The 15469-nt window shown below is 63.6% G+C and carries 17 protein-coding genes; 11 read left to right on the top strand and 6 right to left on the bottom strand.

From position 1 onward, the window contains the following. Positions 1–10 precede the first annotated feature (10 nt). The 6 genes from AB8Z38_RS12685 to AB8Z38_RS12660 all read left to right on the top strand — a co-directional run bounded on the left by AB8Z38_RS12685 (position 11) and on the right by AB8Z38_RS12660 (position 7088). Positions 11–1003, top strand: coding sequence for an ABC transporter substrate-binding protein (locus AB8Z38_RS12685; protein WP_369725481.1), 993 nt, complete (start codon positions 11–13; stop codon positions 1001–1003). A gap of 117 nt (positions 1004–1120) precedes the next feature. Further along, positions 1121–1966 carry an ABC transporter ATP-binding protein gene (locus tag AB8Z38_RS12680; RefSeq protein WP_369725480.1) on the top strand — a complete coding sequence of 282 codons (846 nt, stop codon included), beginning with the start codon at positions 1121–1123 and terminating at the stop codon, positions 1964–1966. 409 nt (positions 1967–2375) lie between these two features. Further along, entirely contained in the window at positions 2376–3773 is a 1398-nt protein-coding gene (locus AB8Z38_RS12675; protein WP_369725478.1) for a hypothetical protein, read from the top strand. Beyond that, entirely contained in the window at positions 3770–4921 is a 1152-nt protein-coding gene (locus AB8Z38_RS12670) for a Gfo/Idh/MocA family protein (protein WP_369725476.1), read from the top strand. Before AB8Z38_RS12675 ends, AB8Z38_RS12670 begins: the two co-directional genes overlap by 4 nt. Positions 4922–5034: 113 nt before the next feature. Then, positions 5035–6225 (top strand): dihydrodipicolinate synthase family protein, encoded by a 1191-nt coding sequence (locus tag AB8Z38_RS12665; protein WP_369725474.1) that lies wholly within the window; start codon positions 5035–5037, stop codon positions 6223–6225. After that, positions 6225–7088 carry a sugar phosphate isomerase/epimerase family protein gene (locus AB8Z38_RS12660; protein WP_369725472.1) on the top strand — a complete coding sequence of 288 codons (864 nt, stop codon included), beginning with the start codon at positions 6225–6227 and terminating at the stop codon, positions 7086–7088. The genes AB8Z38_RS12665 and AB8Z38_RS12660 overlap by 1 nt, the downstream gene beginning before the upstream one ends. 29 nt (positions 7089–7117) lie before the next feature. Here AB8Z38_RS12660 and AB8Z38_RS12655 read toward each other — a convergent pair whose 3' ends face one another. Next, complete coding sequence (locus tag AB8Z38_RS12655; RefSeq protein ID WP_369725470.1) at positions 7118–7342, bottom strand: hypothetical protein; 225 nt, start codon at positions 7340–7342, stop codon at positions 7118–7120. Positions 7343–7593: 251 nt separating this feature from the next. On the opposite strand from AB8Z38_RS12655, the gene AB8Z38_RS12650 reads away from it, so the two are divergent. Continuing rightward, the gene (locus AB8Z38_RS12650; protein WP_369725468.1) at positions 7594–8079 is read left to right on the top strand and encodes a hypothetical protein; all 486 of its coding nucleotides are present in this window, start codon (positions 7594–7596) and stop codon (positions 8077–8079) included. A 113-nt stretch (positions 8080–8192) separates the two neighbouring features. Here AB8Z38_RS12650 and AB8Z38_RS12645 read toward each other — a convergent pair whose 3' ends face one another. Then, complete coding sequence (locus AB8Z38_RS12645; protein ID WP_369725466.1) at positions 8193–8663, bottom strand: nitroreductase family protein; 471 nt, start codon at positions 8661–8663, stop codon at positions 8193–8195. Beyond that, positions 8621–8911 carry a nitroreductase family protein gene (locus AB8Z38_RS12640; protein WP_369725465.1) on the bottom strand — a complete coding sequence of 97 codons (291 nt, stop codon included), beginning with the start codon at positions 8909–8911 and terminating at the stop codon, positions 8621–8623. The genes AB8Z38_RS12645 and AB8Z38_RS12640 overlap by 43 nt, the downstream gene beginning before the upstream one ends. A 164-nt stretch (positions 8912–9075) precedes the next feature. Here AB8Z38_RS12640 and AB8Z38_RS12635 point away from each other — a divergent pair, with 164 nt between their 5' ends. Beyond that, a complete protein-coding gene (locus AB8Z38_RS12635) occupies positions 9076–9408 on the top strand; it encodes a LysR substrate-binding domain-containing protein (protein ID WP_369725463.1) in 333 nt (110 codons plus the stop codon). 227 nt (positions 9409–9635) lie between these two features. Beyond that, on the top strand, positions 9636–10793 hold the full coding sequence (locus tag AB8Z38_RS12630; protein WP_369725462.1) for a diphosphate--fructose-6-phosphate 1-phosphotransferase: 1158 nt from the start codon (positions 9636–9638) through the stop codon (positions 10791–10793). Between the two features lie 215 nt (positions 10794–11008). Here AB8Z38_RS12630 and rocD read toward each other — a convergent pair whose 3' ends face one another. The 3 genes from rocD to AB8Z38_RS12615 are packed head-to-tail and all read right to left on the bottom strand — an operon-like array spanning position 11009 to position 14160. Further along, the gene (gene rocD, locus AB8Z38_RS12625; protein WP_369725460.1) at positions 11009–12223 is read right to left on the bottom strand and encodes an ornithine--oxo-acid transaminase; all 1215 of its coding nucleotides are present in this window, start codon (positions 12221–12223) and stop codon (positions 11009–11011) included. Between the two features lie 28 nt (positions 12224–12251). Beyond that, the gene (locus AB8Z38_RS12620) at positions 12252–12929 is read right to left on the bottom strand and encodes an ion channel (RefSeq protein WP_369725458.1); all 678 of its coding nucleotides are present in this window, start codon (positions 12927–12929) and stop codon (positions 12252–12254) included. 10 nt (positions 12930–12939) lie between these two features. Then, a complete protein-coding gene (locus AB8Z38_RS12615; protein ID WP_369725457.1) occupies positions 12940–14160 on the bottom strand; it encodes a cytochrome P450 in 1221 nt (406 codons plus the stop codon). Positions 14161–14266: 106 nt separating this feature from the next. On the opposite strand from AB8Z38_RS12615, the gene AB8Z38_RS12610 reads away from it, so the two are divergent. Together AB8Z38_RS12610 and AB8Z38_RS12605 are read left to right on the top strand one after the other, a co-directional pair. Then, positions 14267–14806 (top strand): phosphonopyruvate decarboxylase, encoded by a 540-nt coding sequence (locus AB8Z38_RS12610; RefSeq protein ID WP_369725455.1) that lies wholly within the window; start codon positions 14267–14269, stop codon positions 14804–14806. Next, positions 14803–15393, top strand: a complete 591-nt coding sequence (locus AB8Z38_RS12605; RefSeq protein WP_369725453.1) for a thiamine pyrophosphate-dependent enzyme — start codon at positions 14803–14805, stop codon at positions 15391–15393. Before AB8Z38_RS12610 ends, AB8Z38_RS12605 begins: the two co-directional genes overlap by 4 nt. Positions 15394–15469: the final 76 nt, after the last annotated feature.

Here is a 15469-nt window from a genome sequence, read left to right as displayed (position 1 = left end):
GAGAGTGGCAATGAAGCGATGGATAGGAGTTGTGTCGGCGGCGCTGATGATGTTGGCGGCTGCGCCGGCACAGGCGGCCGACAAGGTCGTGCTGATGCTGAACTGGTACGTCTATGGCGAGCACGCGCCGTTCTACTACGGCAAGGCCAAGGGCATCTACGCGGCCGAGGGCATCGACCTCGAGATCCAGGAAGGCCGCGGCTCGGCTGCGACCACGCAGGCCGTTGCCGCCAAGACCGCCGATTTCGGCTATGTCGACGTTCCCACCATGATGCGTGCCGCGATCAAGGGCGCGCCCGTGATCGCGACCGGCGTGCTGCTCCAGACCAGCCCGATGTCGGTCATGGGTTTGGTCGACAAGAACATCAGGAAGCCCGAGGACATCAAAGGCAAGACGGTGGCGATCACACCGGCGGATTCCATGACCCAGATCTGGCCGCTGTTCCTGAAGAAGACCGGGCTGAAGGAGAGCGACTTCAATACCGTCGCCGGCGACGGCCAGACCAAGCTCAACGCCGTCATCAACGGCCAGGCTGATCTCTTGCTTGGCTACGTCATGGACCAGTCGATGAAGATCAAGGACGCCACCGGCAAGGACGTCTATCCGATCAAGTTTGCCGACTACGGCATCAACATGGTCTCTTCCGGCATCATCGCCAACTCCGACTATGTGAAGGCCAATGCCGATCTCGTTCGCCGCTTCATGTCGGCGACGACCAAGGCCGTCGAGGCTGCGGAGAAGGAGCCGAAAGCGGCGGCGCAGTCGATCCTCGATGCCAACCCGAAGGGTGGCAAGATCGACACGCTGACGCAGGGCTTTGAGCTGACCATTCCGCTCTATCGGACGCCCGAGACCAAGGGCAAGCGGCCGTTCCAGGTCACCGATCAGAACATGACCGACAGCGTCAACCTGATGGTCGAATATGGCGGACTTGATGCCAAGGCCAAGCAGAACCCGAAGGCCTTCTACACCAATGATTATCTGCCGAAGAGTGGCACGTGAGCCAAGCACTGTCGTTCCGGGATGGTCCGAAGGACCAGACCCGGAATCTCGAGATTCCGGGTTCGCCCTACAGGCACCCCGGAATGACGCATCATATCGTTGAGCGGACTTGATCGAATGAACCCAGCAACAAGGACGGCTGAGGTGCAGCCGGCCGCGCATTTGAGATTGGTGAGCGACCGCGCCGCGGGCGAGGCGTCGGGCATCACCCTGTCCGGCGTGTCGAAGACCTACCGGACGCGCGACGGCGACGTGCCGTCGCTGCGGCCGCTGGATTTTCACATCAACGACGGCGAGTTCTTCGTCGTGGTCGGCCCGTCCGGCTGCGGCAAGTCCACGCTGCTCAAGCTGATCTCCGGGCTGTTGCCGCCGACATCGGGCGAGATTCTGGTCGAGGGCGAGAAGGTGACGTCACCGCACGGCAATGTCGGCATCGTGTTCCAGAACGCGCTGCTGCTGCCCTGGCGAAACATCCTGTCGAATGTGATGCTGCCGATCGACATGAAGCGTCTCGCCCGGGATGAATATCTCGCTCGCGCCAAGGCGCTGCTGAAGCTGGTTGGCCTCGAAGGATTTGAGAAGAAGCTGCCCTGGCAGCTCTCCGGCGGCATGCAGCAGCGCGCCTCGATCTGCCGCGCGCTGGTGCATGATCCCAGGATCATGCTGATGGACGAGCCGTTCGGCGCGCTCGATGCGCTGACGCGCGAGCGCATGAACGTCGAATTGATGCGGATTCAGCGCGAGACGAAGAAGACCGTGCTGCTGATCACGCATTCCATTCCCGAGGCCGTATTCCTCGCCGACCGCGTGCTGGTCATGACCGAGCGCCCCGGTGCGGTCGCCGCGATCTACGACGTGCCGCTGCCGCGCCCGCGTTCGCTCGACGTGATGGCCGATCCTGTCTTCACCGAGCTCGTGCAACGCATCCGCAAGCATTTTTTCTCGCAAGGGGCGCTGGATTAGGGGCTATGCGATTGGTTTTGGCCGCAACCACGACGACGGTGCGCTCCCTCCCCCGCCTGCGGAGGAGGGTCGGGGAGCGGGTGCCTCCACAATGGGATACTCCCCCAGAGGAGAAAACCCTCACCCGGCACTTCGTGCCGACCTCTCCCGCAAGCGGGAGAGGTGCACCGCGCCCGCGGCCAAACCTATCTCTATTCACAAAGATGCTGCGCTCCCTCCCTCGCCTGCGGGGGAGGGTCGGGGAGAGGGTGTCTCCGCAATGGGACACTCCCCCAGAGGAGAAAACCCTCACCCGGCGCGAGACGATGCTTTGCATCGCCCGGAACGCGCCGACCTCTCCCGCAAGCGGGAGAGGTGCACCGTCAGCGCGGCGTGACCGGCTTCCGACAACTTCATTCTCGGTAACACCATGCCGCCGCGCCTGAAGCTGCGAGATATCGCCTTCTTCGAACGTCCCGTGCATTTCGCGCGGCCGTTCCGCTTTGGCGCGGTTACCATCAACGCGACGCCGCAGCTGTTCGTGCGGGTCGAGATCGAGGTCGAGGGCAAAGGGACGGCAATCGGCGCCAGCGCGGAGCTGCTGGTGCCAAAATGGTTCGACAAGAGGCCGGAGCTTTCGCCGGCGCAGACCGTCAATGGGCTGCGCCGCTCGCTCGCGATCGCGCGCGGGCTTTATCTGGCGCGGACCGAATTCCTGACGGCGTTCGATCTGCATGCGTCCTGCATCGGTGCTCAGGTCGCGACCTGCGCCAAAAACAACATTCCGTCGCTGGCCGCGGCCTATGGCCCGGCGGAGATCGACAAGGCGGTGCTCGATGCGCTGCTGCGCGCTGCAGAGACCAACTTCTTCGACGGGATGGCCGGAAATATCGCCGGCATCGATGCGCGGCTTTCGCCCGATCTGAAGGCGGCTGAGATCGCGCAGTTTCTTGCAAGTCGAAAGCCGCTGGCGCGCGTTGCCATCAGGCACACCGTCGGCCTTGATGACACGGTTGAAGGGGAGGGCGGCGTCGCCGATGTACAAGAGAATGCCGGCGCGCGTTATTTCAAGCTGAAGCTGTCGGGCGATCCCACGGCCGACGCGGCGCGGCTGGCGCGCATCGGCAAGCATCTCGGTACGCTCGGACAGGACTACAAGGTGACGCTCGACGCGAACGAACAGTACGCCGATCTCGCCGCCCTACGCGCATTGATAGACCGGCTGGATCGCGACGCGGATCTGCGGCCAATCTCGTCGCGCCTGCTCTATGTCGAGCAGCCGATGCCGCGCGACATCACCCGGCAGTCGCCCCTTGGCTCGCTCGCAGCCCGCGGCTTCATCATCGACGAGGCCGATGATTCCTACGATGCTTTCCCGGCGGCGCGGGCGCTCGGCTATCGCGGCATCTCCTCAAAGTCCTGCAAGGGGCTCTACAAATCCGTCGTCAACGCGACGCGCGCGGCGAAATGGAGCGTGAGTGGTGAGAAGTTCTTCGTGACCGGCGAGGACCTGACCTGTCAGGCAGGCCTCGCCGTGCAGCAGGACCTTGCGCTCGGTGCCTTCATCGGCATCACCCATGCCGAACGTAACGGCCATCACTATGTCGATGGCTTTGGCGATACGCCCGCCGCTGAAGCCCATGTCTTCGCGGCCGCGCATCCTGATCTCTATGCAGATGCAGGACAGGGCATCCGCCTCTCCATTCACAACGGCGATCTCCTGATGGGATCGCTTCGTGCTGCGGGCTTTGCGACGTCGGTCCATCCGGATTGGTCGGCGCTTCGTCCGCTCGAACAGCCACAATCACTCTGGGAGAAATCGGCATGACCACCCAACGCCTCGGCCTCATCATGAACGGCATCACCGGCCGCATGGGGCTCAACCAGCATCTGATCCGCTCGATCGTCGCGATCCGGGAGCAGGGTGGCGTTCGCTTGAAGAACGGCGACCGCGTCATGCCCGATCCGATCCTGGTCGGCCGCAGCGCCGAGAAGGTCGAGGCGCTGGCCAAGCGCTACAACATCACGCGCTGGACCACCGACCTCGATGCGGCACTCGCCGACAAGAGCGACACCATGTTCTTCGACGCCGCCACCACGCAGGCGCGGCCAGGCCTGCTGACCCAGGCCATCAACGCCGGCAAACACGTCTATTGCGAGAAGCCGATTGCGACGAATTTCGAAGAGGCGCTCGAGGTCGTCAAGCTCGCCAACGCCAGGGGCGTCAGGCACGGAACGGTGCAGGACAAGCTGTTCCTGCCGGGCCTGAAGAAGATCGCCTTCCTGCGCGATTCCGGCTTCTTCGGCCGCATCCTCTCTGTGCGCGGCGAGTTCGGCTATTGGGTGTTCGAAGGTGGCTGGCAGGAGGCGCAGCGGCCGTCATGGAATTATCGCGACGAGGACGGCGGCGGCATCATCCTCGACATGGTTTGCCATTGGCGCTACGTGCTCGACAATCTCTTCGGCGAAGTCGAGAGCGTGAGCTGCATCGGCAACACCGACATCCCCGAGCGTTTCGACGAGCAGGGCAAGAAGTACAAGGCGACGGCCGACGACTCCGCCTATGCCACGTTCCAGCTCAAGGGCGGCGCCATCGCGCATATCAACATGTCCTGGGTCACGCGCGTCTATCGCGACGACCTCGTCACCTTCCAGGTCGACGGCACGCTCGGCTCGGCGGTTGCGGGCCTCTCCGACTGCATGATCCAGGCGCGGCAGGCGACGCCCCGGCCGGTGTGGAATCCCGACGAGAAGCGGCTGCACGATTTCTATGCCGACTGGCAGAAACTGCCCGACAACGTCACCTACGACAACGGCTTTAGGGAGCAATGGGAGATGTTCATTCGTCACGTCTACGAGGATGCACCTTACAAGTTCACGCTGCTCGAAGGCGTCAAGGGCGTGCAGCTCGCTGAATGCGCGTTGAAGAGCTGGAAGGAACGGCGCTGGATCGACGTCGCCCCGATCAAGGCCTGAGGCCTGTTGGATAACTCGAGATGCTTACCAAGTCGTCATTGCGAGCGACTTGTCCGCCGGAGCTCGAAGAGCGAAGGCGGAAGCGAAGCAATGACGGCGAAAGGTCTGAGATCATGAACAAGTCCGTCCAACCCATGTCGTCATTCTCGCTCAGGCTGCCGAAGGCCGATCGCTCGATCGAGACCTATCGGCTCGCGGCGTCGCGAACATTTCCGGCGAAGCTCGATGGCGCGCTGAACCGCATCGCGTTCTCGGCCGTGCATACGGTCGTCGATCCCTTCGCCGACAACGATCCCTGGCTCTCCGCCGCCGTCGACTGGGACAAGACCATCGCGTTCCGCGAGCACGTCTGGGACCTCGGGCTCGGCGTCGCCGAAGCCATGGACACCGCGCAACGCGGCATGGGGCTGGACTGGCCGACCTCGCTTGAGCTGATCACGCGCTCGGTCGGCGCCGCGAAGCGTCGCAACGCGCTGGTGTTCTCGGGCGCAGGCACCGACCATCTCGCGGTCGAGGATGCCAAGAGCCTTGACGACGTCATCCGCGCCTACGAGGAGCAGATCTCGGCGGTCGAGAAGGTCGGCGGCCGCATCATTCTTATGGCGTCGCGCGCGCTGGCCAAGCTCGGCCGCAATGCCGACGACTACGCAAAAGTCTACGACCGCGTGCTGTCGCAGGTCCGCGAGCCCGTGATCATCCACTGGCTCGGCGACATGTTCGATCCGGCGCTGACGGGATATTGGGGCACCAACGATCTCGACGAGGCGATGGACATTGCGGTGGCCGTCATCAATAGCAACGCCGCCAAGGTCGATGGCGTCAAGGTCTCGCTGCTCGACAAGCAGCGCGAGATCGACATGCGCAGGCGTCTCGACAAGCGGATCAAGATGTACACCGGCGACGACTTCAACTACGCGGAGCTGATCGCCGGCGACGAGCGGGGCTTTTCGCACGCGCTGCTGGGTATCTTCGATGCGATCGCGCCGGCGGCGTCCTATGCGCTGTCGCGGTTGGCGGCCGGCGACGAGGCCGGCTTTCACGATGTGCTGGGGCCCACCGTGCCGCTGTCGCGGCATATCTTCAAGGCGCCGACGCGCTTCTACAAGACCGGCGTCGTCTTCATGGCGTACCTCAACGGCCACCATGACCACTTCACGATGGTCGGCGGCCAGGAGAGCACACGGTCGATGCTGCATCTGGCCGAACTGTTTCGCCTGGCCGACAAGGCCGGCCTGCTCGCCAATCCGGAATTGGCGACGCGGCGGATGAAGGCGGTGCTCTCAACGCATGGGATCGAATCCTGATGCGCGATTTCTCGTCCGACCATCGCTGGCTGTCGCTGAACACGGCGACAGTCCGCAAGCAGGGTGACCTCGTCGGAATCATCGACGCCTGCGCAAAGCACGGCATCCGTGCCATCGACCCCTGGCGCGACCAGGTCGCTTCCGTCGGCCTCGATCGCGCCGCGCGCGCGGTGCGCGACGCCCGCCTCGAGCTCTCCGGTTATTGCCGCGGCGGCATGTTCCCTTCGGACGCGTCGCGTCGCATCGAAGTCCGCGATGACAACCGGCGCTGCGTCGACGAAGCCAAGGCCCTGGGCGCGCCCTGCATCGTTCTGGTCGTCGGCGGCCTGCCGCAATATTCCCGGCCGGGCAGCGAGGCGTCGAAGGATATCGTGGCCGCGCGCGGGCAGGTCGAGGAAGCGCTGGCGGAAATGCTCGATTATGCCAAGCAGGCAAAGCTGCCGCTGGCGATCGAGCCGTTGCATCCGGCCTACGCGGCGGACCGCGCCTGCGTGAACACGACAAAGCAGGCGCTCGACATCTGCGACCGGCTCGATCCGGGCCGGACCGGCGTGCTCGGCGTCGCGCTCGACGTCTATCACATCTGGTGGGACCCGGAGCTGATGGCCCAGATCGCGCGCGCCGGCAAGGATCGCCTGCTCGCCTTCCATGTCTGCGACTGGCTGGTGCCGACCAGGGACATTCTCAACGATCGCGGCATGATGGGCGACGGCGTCATCGACATCAAATCCGCGCGCGCGACGGTCGAAGCGCAGGGCTACGCCGGCTATTGCGAGATCGAGATCTTCTCCAACGATTGGTGGGACAAGCCGATGGACGAGGTGCTGCGCACTTGCATCGAGCGGCACAGGATGGTGGTGTAGTTCCGCGCGGTGCCCCCGAAGGCGACGATCTATCGCCGCTCAGCGTCGTGCGCCACCACATGCGAACCAAGACCCCTGCTCGTCAGCAATCGGTTGAACTGATCGGCGGAAAAAAGCTGCCCGTCCGGGGCCGTGATCGAAACCACAAAACCATTCACCGCGAGCTTGCGGGCGAGTATCACCGCAACGATTGCGCTGGAACGGAAATCCACGGTGCGGGAGTCGTCTTTTATAGCTTCGATGATGAATGTCATTTGGCCCACGACGATCGTTCGAACGCGCCAATTCTGCGCCCTGGCAACTGAACCCCGTATCGGTGAAAATAATATTGCCGGCAAGCCGGGGATTGACCCGATGGAAGCGCGACCATACCCATATTGGGTAGACAGCAGGCCGGTCCTGCCTCACGCGCGCGGTGTGCGTCCGGGACAGATATAACCGGCTCTCGGGGTGCGCTGGGCGTGGGCGTTGGATCGGAAAAATTCCGAAGAAACGGGTACTGGCGATGGTTGATACGACCAAAGGCGACGAAATCGCCTCGGATTTGATCCGAACCGTCTCTCGCCACTCGTTGGCCTACATGCTGTGCGCAGCCAGCGAAATGTTCCGCCATTACGATTTCGATCCGCTGGACTTGATGATCATTCATGCCGTCTTGAACGCGAACGTGCTCAAGGTCATGAAGAACCCCGAACTGGACCGGCAATTTGGCAGTGTCGAGGCCGTTGAGCCGGATCAGATCAAGCAGGGCGTTTCCCGTGCCGCCCTGTCCCGCTTTTTCGGTTTGCCGATCGAAACGGTACGGCGGCGCGCCGATCGCTTGAAGAAGGAAGGCATTTTCCGCGAGACCGATCACGGACTGATCGTGACCGAAGCTAACCAGTTCAAGTTCGGCAATAATCACGAGCTGCAGCGAACCAACATGCTCCTGGTGCGGAAATTCCTCCGTGACCTGACGGAAGCGGGCGTTGAGCTACCCGGCGGGATCTGATCGCCTCGCAAGGAGATATCCGCGGCACTAGGCTTATCGTTCAATGTCGTTGGGACCGCGCAAAACCACGCTGGCTCTAATCTCGCGGTTACTGAATGCACTGGACCGCGGCCTCATGATCGACAAACCCGCGCATTTCGGCGTTCGCGATCCAGGGCTCCCGCCCCATCCGCAACGTATTGATGTGCGCTTCGGGATCGAGCGTAGCCGAGCGGCACGCCACAATAGAGAAGATACGGCTCCGGCATGTCGAGGAAGGCGCGAACCGTCTGGTTCATGGCCGCCCAAGCCGCTTGGGCACAGGTTGCGAGGCCCCGCTCCTGGGCCAACAGCAGGAGGTGGGCGAGATAGATGCCGACATCGGCCCACTGCCCGCGCTCCAGTCTCCTGTCCAGCGCGACGATGAGTCCAACCGGCGCGCCATAAAAATCGAAGTTGCGGGCAAACTGCATCATTCGCCCAAGCTTGTTGTCCCGCTCAACCCCCAGGACACCGTAGAGCGCCTCGGCGCACGAGAGTCTGCGCGCGTTGTACGGGTCCGTCAGGTCAGGCGCGTAGATCGGAAATTCGGGCGCGGATTGCACGCGGCGCTTTGCCGAACCTGCGCCTTCAGGTCCGCAAGCACCGGCCCGCTGAGCGCGTAGATGCGCCATGGCTGCATGTTGCTGCTGGAAGGGGAGAACGCCGCAATCTCCAGGATTTCCTGAATCGTGGCAGCCGGGACTGGCTTGTCCAGGAATGCGCGAACGGATCGCCGGTCCCGGATCGCAGGAAGCTTCGGAGGCGCGGCGCGCATGCTCGGGCTGACGCAGTCCACGATCAGCCGCCGCATCGCCCAGCTTGAGGGACGGCTCGGCGTGCGCCTGCTCGCGCGAACCACGCGCCATGTTTCGCTCACGCCATCCGGCGAGGCATTCGCCGAGCAGGCGCGCCGGGCGATCTCTCTTGAGAGGAGCCGAAGCCGAACTGGACGCCGGAGAGAGGACGGCAGCGGGATTGGTCCGTATTACCGCGCCCACAGCGTTCGGGCGCGCCTGCCTCGTGCCGGTCCTGGCGGAACTGATGGAGGCCCATCCGGCGTTGCAGATCGACCTCGATCTGTCGGACCGATACCTCGGTCTGCAGTCGAGCGGCGTCGACCTCGCCATTCGCCTGTCTGATGACGCGCCCTCGGGCTGGATGAGTGTCGATCTCGGAGCGGTTCCGGTGCGGTTATGCGCCTCTCCCGCCTACATGTTCGCGCTTCGGCCGTCGCATCTGCTGCGCGCGGCACGCGTCAGAGTGATTGTCGAGGCACTGCAAAAACGGCTAGGCCGCCCCAGCCCGTAGGATGGGTTCAGCTCTTGCGAAACCCATCGCCTTGACAACCAACGCAGTGTCTAGTCCCTCTTGTTCGATCCAACTGTAACATGAAAGTTTGATGGGTTTCGCTTTCGCTCTACCCATCCTGCGAGCTCTGCAGGCAGGTCGCCGGTTGCAGCATTGGCCAATCTTCGCTTCAATCGTCTCTCACGGTCCACGGGCGGCATAGCCAGAAACAAAGTCATAGAGGATCCATGCCATCGATCGTCATTGCTCAGGGCGGCGGCCCCACCGCCGTGATCAACCAGACCTTGTGTGGCGCCGTCCTTGCCGCGCGCAGGCATGATCCGTCCGTGCGCATTCTGGGCGCGCGCTATGGTGTGCGAGGCCTTACGGAGGGGAACGTCGTCGACCTCACCAGCATGCCCGAGGCCGAACTCCGCCGCCTCGGCAACACGCCCAATTCGGCTCTCGGATCGACCCGCGACAAGCCAGATTCTGGTGCATGCTCTGATATCCTCGCGGCTCTGGACCGGCTAGATGCCCGCGCCTTTGTCTATATTGGCGGCAACGACACCGCCGGAACGCTCGAACTGCTGCGGCAGCAGTCAAGCGGCCCCTGCCATTTCGTGCATGCCCCCAAGACCATCGACAACGACCTGATGGAGAACGATCACGTCCCGGGCTTCATCTCGGCAGCCGCCTTCGTCGCCAATGCCTTTGTCAGCATAGATCTCGATTTTCGCGCGATGCCCGGCATCTATGTGGCCATCGTCATGGGCCGCCATGCCGGTTTCCTCTCCGCCGCGGCCGCAGGCTGGCAGCAATCGCCCGACGATGCTCCGCATCTGATCTATAAGCCGGAAAAGCCATTCTCGGTTGTCCAGTTCCTCGACGACGTCGATGCGGTTTACACGCGGCTGGGCCGCTGTATCGTCTCGATGTCCGAGGGAGTGCAGGACGAAACCGGCCGGCCTCTCGCCGAGGCGCTGGCGGGCGAGGCGGTCGAGCGCGACGCCCATGGAAATCTGCACTTGACGGGCGGTGATCTCGGCATCGAGATCCAAAAGGCCCTGAAATCGCGTTTTCCCAAGGCAAGGGCGCGTGTCGACACGCTGGGCTATCTGCCACGCGCCTATATCGGCGTGATCGACGAAACCGACCGCAATGAGGCTTTCGACGCTGGCGCATTTGCCGCGCAGAGCGCCTTAACCGGCACGGGCTCGGTGGTGCTGCATTATGACGGCGAGCGTATCGAACCTCTGCTCGTGCCGCTCGATCGCGTGGCTGGAAAAACACGCCATATGCCCGACGATTTCCTTGTCGGCAGCAATGCAGTTTCGGAAGAAGGACGGCGCTATTTCCGGCGACTTCTACCCAAGCGGCCCGATATCTTCCTGCCGTTCGTGTGAAATTGCCGGAGAGAGCATTGTCAACATGAGGCTCTAGCCAGCAGCCCGTAGGATGGGTTTCGCAAGAGCTCAACCCATCCTACGAGCTGCAAAACGGCTAGGCCGATCAGGTCGACCGGCCGGACCAAGGAAATAGAACTGTCTCGGGCGACACTGTGCGCTGCTCCCGTGCCTTTGTTCGCTTCCGTCCTTGCGCTTGTCCGACGCAAGCATCCTCACGAAAAATCCTGCGTCAGTATCGCGGCAAACTGCTCGAGCGCCCAGTCGACCTGCTCGCTGGTGATCACCAGCGGCGGGGCGATGCGGATGGTGTGCTCATGGGTGTCCTTGGCGAGGATGCCCTTGCCCTGGAGCGCCTCGCAGTAGCGGCGGGCGCGGCCGGCTTCCGGATGCAGCTCGACCGCCAGCATCAGGCCGCGCCCGCGCACTTCGCGGATCGTATTGGCGCGGATGTCTTTCAAGCCTTCGAGAAAGCGCGCGCCCTGCGTGGCCGCGTTCTCGATCATGCCTTCCTCGACCAGCACGCGCATCGCCGCGCGCGCCACCGCGCAGGCAAGCGGGTTGCCGCCGAAGGTCGAGCCATGCTGCCCGGGTCTCAACGTTCCGAGCACGTCGTTGTTCGAGAGTACGGCGGACACCGGATAGAAGCCGCCGGACAGGGCCTTGCCGAGCAGCGTCACGTCCGCCTCGATGCCCTCGTGCTGCTCGGCGAGCAGCTTGCCGGTCCGGCCGAGCCCGGTCTGGATCTCGTCGAGCACCAGCATGACGTTGTTGGCGGTGCAGAGCTCCCGCACCTCGGTGAAATAGCCGGCTGGCGGAATGATGACACCGGCTTCGCCCTGGATCGGCTCGACCAGGAAGGCGACGGTGTTCGGCGTGATCGCTTGTTCCAGCGCAGCGGCATCGCCGAACGGGATGATTTTGAACCCCGGCGCGAACGGTCCAAAATGGGTGCGGCTCTCAGGGTCGGTTGAAAAGCCGACGATGCCCAGCGTGCGTCCGTGGAAATTGTCGGCGCAAACGATGATCTCGGCATGGCCGTCCGGCACGCCCTTCACCTCATAGCCCCATTTGCGCACCGACTTGATCGCGCTTTCGACCGCCTCGGCGCCGCTGTTCATCGGCAGCACCTTGTGCGAGCCGGTCAGCGCCGCGATCTCTTGGTAGAACAAGGCGAGCTGGTCATTGTGGAAGGCGCGCGAGGTGAGCGTCAGCCGGTGTGCCTGTTCCACCATTGCCGCAAGGATCTTGGGGTGGCAGTGGCCCTGATTGACTGCGGAATAGGCGGAGAGGCAATCGAGATAGCGGTTGCCTTCGGTGTCCCAGACCCAGACACCTTCGCCCCGCGACAGCACGACGCCGATCGGGTCGTAGTTATGGGCGCCAAAGCGTGCTTCCGTTGCGAGGAAATCAATGACCGACGCGCTCATTTTCGTCACTCCCATTGGGCCGAGGGACTCAGGAGTCCTGATCGCGATGCGCGATCTCCAGCGTGACCAATCGCGCCAGCAGCGTCGCCGGGTAGAGCTGGCCGAACACCGCCTCGATATTGCACAGGCTGCGCACGATCGGATGCACCGGCGCGACGTCGCCATAGCCGGTTGTCGTCAGCGTCGCGAAGCTGAAATAGATCACCTGGCTCGCCAGCGCCGGACTGTCCTCCACCGTCATGCCGGCGAACGCGTTCGGCACCAGTGAGCCCATGAAGGTGTAGAGCGCCGAGAAGATCACTGCGATCGTCATATACAGCAGCACCGCACCGATCACGCGGTGATAGGTGACGCGGCCCGGTGCAAAAGTCGCGCGCGCCACCGCCCAGGCCATGGTGATCCCGACGATGAACCAGGAGCCAGCGAACAGATTGAGATCGAGGATGGAGGGCGATTTGAGCCGCAGGATCGCGCCGACCGTGATCATGACGAGCGCGATCAGCATGGCGCCGACCGCGACCGGACTGCCGGAGATCACGAAGATGCCGACCACGAGCAGCAGCGCCAGCACGAGTTCGGACGCCTGAAACGCAAAAATCCCCAGCGCCTGCAGCGGGGAGACCACGAACATCATGATCATGAGCAGCGCGGTCAGCCCGGTCAGAAGCGGATCGGCCCAGCGCTCGCGGATCTGGTCGATGTTCATGGCGTCCTCATCAACGAATCGAGCAGGGCACGCTCAGGAAGCCGCGAAACCGCACCCGGCCGCCGCGCACCGGCTGGCCGCTGACGGCATAGGCCGGGAAGCGCGCCAGGAACCGCGAGATCGCGATGGCGCCCTCGAGCCGCGCCAGCGCCATGCCGGCGCATTGATGCGCGCCGGTGGCGAAGGCGAGGTGCCGGTTTGGCGTGCGCGCGACGTCGAAAGCTTCGGGGTCTGGAAACTGCGCGGGATCGCGGTTGGCAGCGCCGATGCATAGCGTGATCGACGTGCCGGCATCGAGCATGACGCCGCCGAGCTCGACCTTTTCCGTGGTCATGCGGTTGCCGAGCTGGTTCGAGCTCTCGTAACGCAGCATCTCCTCGACCGCGGTCTTGATCAAATCGGGATTGTCGATCAGCCGCTGCTTCTGGTCCGGATTTCGGTGCAGCGCCACGAGGCCATTGCCGATCAGATTGGTCGTGGTCTCGTGGCCGGCGTTGAGCAGGAAGATGCAATTGTGCAGCAGCTCCTTCTCGGTCAGCCGTTCGCCGTTATCCTCGCCCTGGATCAGGCGCGTCAGCACGTCGCGTTCGGGATTGCCGGGCTTTCGGCGCCGGCGCGCGACCAGCGTCTCGAGATAGGCGAGGAAGTCCTTCACCGCCTGGTTGCCGCGCGCCGCCGCCCCGCTCGTTACAACGGGCTCGAGTGCTCCCAGGATCGCCAGCGACCAGTCGCGCAACGGTGCGCGTTCATCGTGGGGAACGTCGAGGAGGTTGCCGATCACCTCGATGGGAATCGAGGCAGCAAAATCTTCGATCAGCTCGCAATCGCCCTTGGCGGCGATGGCGTCGAGCAGACCGTCGACCAGCTTGATGAGATCACCTTCCATGCCGGCGATCGCGCGCGGCGACAGTGCGCCCATGATCAACCGCCGCACGCGGGTGTGCGCGGGGGGATCGTTGAACACGAGGCTGGTGGTGTGGTGCTCGTAGAGCGGAGTGTCGCCGTATTTCGGCGCGAACTCGCGCTTCTTGTCGGAGCTGAACGACTTGGTGTTCTTGTAGGCGGTGACGAGATCGTCGTAGCGGGTCAGGAACACGGTGCCGTTCGGCAGGCGCTTGACCGGCTCGTTCTCCCGCAGTGCACGATAGGTCGGGTAGGGATTGTCGTAGAATTCCGGCGTCAGCTTCTCCAGGTCGAAGCTTGCCGCCAGCTCCTTCGCATCTGCGTTCATCCCGTTATACTCACCGGTTAAAGCCGATATGCCGCTTTTGTTGTTCGATCGGGGCGTGCGTCCGTCTACAGTTAGACTCTGATTTGCTAGCCGACCGGACAGGAAAATGCACGCGCGCACTGATGCTGCCGACACGGCCTCTTGGCCGGACGATATCTTCGCGACGTTGCAACGCTTCGATGTCCGGCAGGTGCCTTACGTGCCTGATGCCGGCCATTCCCGGCTGATCCAGCGCGTGCTGGGATCATCGACGATGCGCGGCATTCCCTTGACGACCGAGGAGGAGGGCGTGGCGCTCCTGGCTGGCGCCTGGACCGGTGGGCAGCGCGGCGTCTTGCTGATGCAATCGAGCGGGGTCGGCAATTGCATCAACATGCTGTCGCTGATCCCGATCCTGCGCTTTCCGTTCCTGACGCTCGTGACCATGCGCGGCGAGTGGGGCGAGTTCAATCCGTGGCAGGTACCAATGGGATCGACCACGCAGGGCGTGTTCGAGCTCTCCGGCATCAAGGTATTGCGGGCGTCGAACGCAGCCGAGGTGCCGGCCGTGTTGGAGGCGGCCGCAGCCCAAGCCTACAACGCGCTGACGCCGACCGCCGTCCTGTTGTCACAGCGCCTGATCGGCGCCAAGGTTTTCACCAAATGAGCAAGGCCAATCTCCTCGATCGCCGTCAGGTGGTCTCGACGCTGCTTGCGGACCGCAGGGACACGGTCGCCATCGGCGGCCTCGGCGCCTCCACCAACGACATCACCGCGGCCGGCGACCACGCGCGCAATTTCTATCTCTGGGGCGGCATGGGGGGCGCAGCGATGATCGGGCTGGGCTTGGCACTGGCCCAGCCGAAGCTGCCGGTGCTGGTCGTCACCGGCGACGGCGAGATGCTGATGGGCATGGGCAGCCTCGCAACCATCGGCCTGCAGAAGCCGCCCAACCTCTCGATCGTGGTGCTCGACAACGAGTGCTACGGCGAGACCGGCGGCCAGACCAGCCACACCTCGGCCACCGCCGACCTCGTCGGGGTCGCCAAAGCCTGCGGCATCGCGGACGCCTGCGCGATCTCGACCATGGCCGAGGTGGAGGCGTTCGCCAAAGCCGTCCACGAGGTCTCGGCAGGCCCCCGATTTGCCAATGTGAAGATCGCCAACGCCAGCCTGGAGCGGATTTTGCCAAGCCGGGACGGGACTTACATCGTCAACCGGATCCGCGGCGACCTCGGCTTCCAGCCGATTTAGAGCCACCAGATACCTTTTTGGGGTCTCCTTGCAGGTTGCATCGCACCATTTAGCTTGACTTTTGCGTGGGTGAGTG

Source organism: Bradyrhizobium sp. LLZ17 (assembly GCF_041200145.1).
GTDB lineage: Bacteria > Pseudomonadota > Alphaproteobacteria > Rhizobiales > Xanthobacteraceae > Bradyrhizobium.
This window is presented reverse-complemented; position numbering and strand designations above follow the sequence as displayed.